Source organism: Idiomarina baltica OS145, from assembly GCF_000152885.1.
Taxonomy (GTDB): Bacteria; Pseudomonadota; Gammaproteobacteria; order Enterobacterales; family Alteromonadaceae; genus Idiomarina; species Idiomarina baltica.
This window is the reverse complement of sequence record NZ_CH672406.1, coordinates 12,118-13,893: the sequence shown is the minus strand read 5'-3', so window position 1 is coordinate 13,893 and position 1,776 is coordinate 12,118. Positions and strand designations below refer to the sequence as shown.

Annotated in this window: 1 protein-coding gene and 1 pseudogene; one reads left to right on the top strand and one right to left on the bottom strand. The window is 48.7% G+C overall.

From position 1 onward, the window contains the following. On the top strand, positions 1-566 hold a 566-nt coding region (locus OS145_RS07605; protein ID WP_006955746.1), incomplete at its 5' end, for a nitroreductase family protein. Between the two features lie 75 nt (positions 567-641). Here the strand turns inward: OS145_RS07605 and asnS are convergent. Then, positions 642-1,776, bottom strand: a pseudogene (asnS, locus tag OS145_RS07600) (asparagine--tRNA ligase); the annotation flags it as partial.

The window sequence follows — 1,776 nt, the reverse complement described above, 5'->3', positions numbered from 1 at the left end:
ATATGGACGCGCTAGAACTGCTACAGACACGCTCATCAATGCCGCGCTTAATAGAACCAGCGCCAACCCCCGAACAGCTTGAAATCATTAAAAAAGCTGCTGTGAGAGTACCCGATCACGTGAACCTAAGTCCCTATGCATTTTATCAATTTATGGGGAGTGATCGACAAATACTGGCGGACATCTATCAACAAGCTGCGAGGCTTAACGATTTTTCCGAAGAACGAGTTGAACAAGCGGGCCAAATCCCATTTCGGGCACCACTTATCATTACTGCCTGTTTGCGTTATCAAAAGCACGATAAAGTGCCTCGTGACGAACAGTTTGCTACCACAGCCTGTGCGCTGATGGCGATGCAACAGGCGGCTTTTGCACAAGGGCTTGGGGCTATTTGGCGTACGGGTTGGCCAGCTCAAAGCGACTACGTGCGCGAGCAATTTAAATGTAGCGCAGATGATGAAATTGTAGGTTTTCTTTACATTGGAACGCCCGCAGTACCCACACCTATAAAACCTGAGAAGGACTATTTGCCTTACTTTTTAACCGCGAGCCAAGTGGGCGAGTAGCGCAATAGAGTGTCAATAATAAAAAAGCCAGCAGTTGCTGGCTTTTTTATATTCATATTGGATAAACGGGCGAGCTTAGAACTGTGCCGATTTGGGCGCACGCGGGAAAGGGATCACATCACGAATATTTTGCATACCCGTAACGTAAGACACTAAACGCTCAAAGCCTAAGCCAAAACCTGCATGTGGCACAGTACCGTAGCGACGCAAGTCTCGATAGAACTCGTACTCTTCAGCCGGCAGGTCCATTTCCGCAATACGCTGGTCGAGCACATCAAGGCGCTCTTCACGCGCACTACCGCCAATGATTTCGCCAATACCTGGTGCTAATACGTCCATCGCTGCAACGGTTTTGCCGTCTTTGTTCTGACGCATGTAAAAAGCTTTGATATCACGAGGGTAGTTCTTCAAGATGACAGGCGCTCCGACGTGCTCCTCGGCTAAATAGCGCTCATGCTCCGATTGTAGGTCGACTCCCCATTCAACTGGGTACTCAAATTTCTTACCACAGTTTTTCAAGATCTCGATGGCATCCGTGTAGTCCATGTGAACAAAGTCACTGTCGACCATACGTGTGAGGCGCTCGACCACGTCTTTATTAATGCGTTGCTCAAAGAACGCCATATCGTCAGGGCGTTCTTCAAGTACCGCTTTGAAGACATACTTCAACATGTCTTCGGCAAGGTGCGCGACATCATCGAGGTCGGCAAACGCAACTTCTGGCTCAACCATCCAAAATTCTGACAAGTGACGACTCGTGTTTGAGTTTTCCGCTCGGAATGTCGGACCAAAGGTATAAACTTTGCTCAATGAGCATGCATAGGATTCAACGTTGAGCTGCCCCGAGACCGTTAAAAACGCTTCTTTACCGAAGAAGTCTTGTGAAAAATCAACATTACCTTGCTCGGTTTTAGGGACATTCATCAAATCAAGCGTCGAAACACGGAACATTTCACCGGCGCCTTCACAGTCCGACGTAGTAATAATCGGTGTGCTGACCCACAGGTAACCGTGCTCGTGGAAAAATCGGTGGATGGCTTGCGACAATGTATTGCGTACACGCATTACAGCACCGGTCACGTTGGTGCGCGGGCGTAAATGAGCGTATTCGCGCAAATACTCCATGCTGTGGCGCTTAGTGCCATCGGATAGGTATCGGGATCTTCAACCCAGCCATATACCTTTACGCCAGTCGCTTGTAGCTCAAACG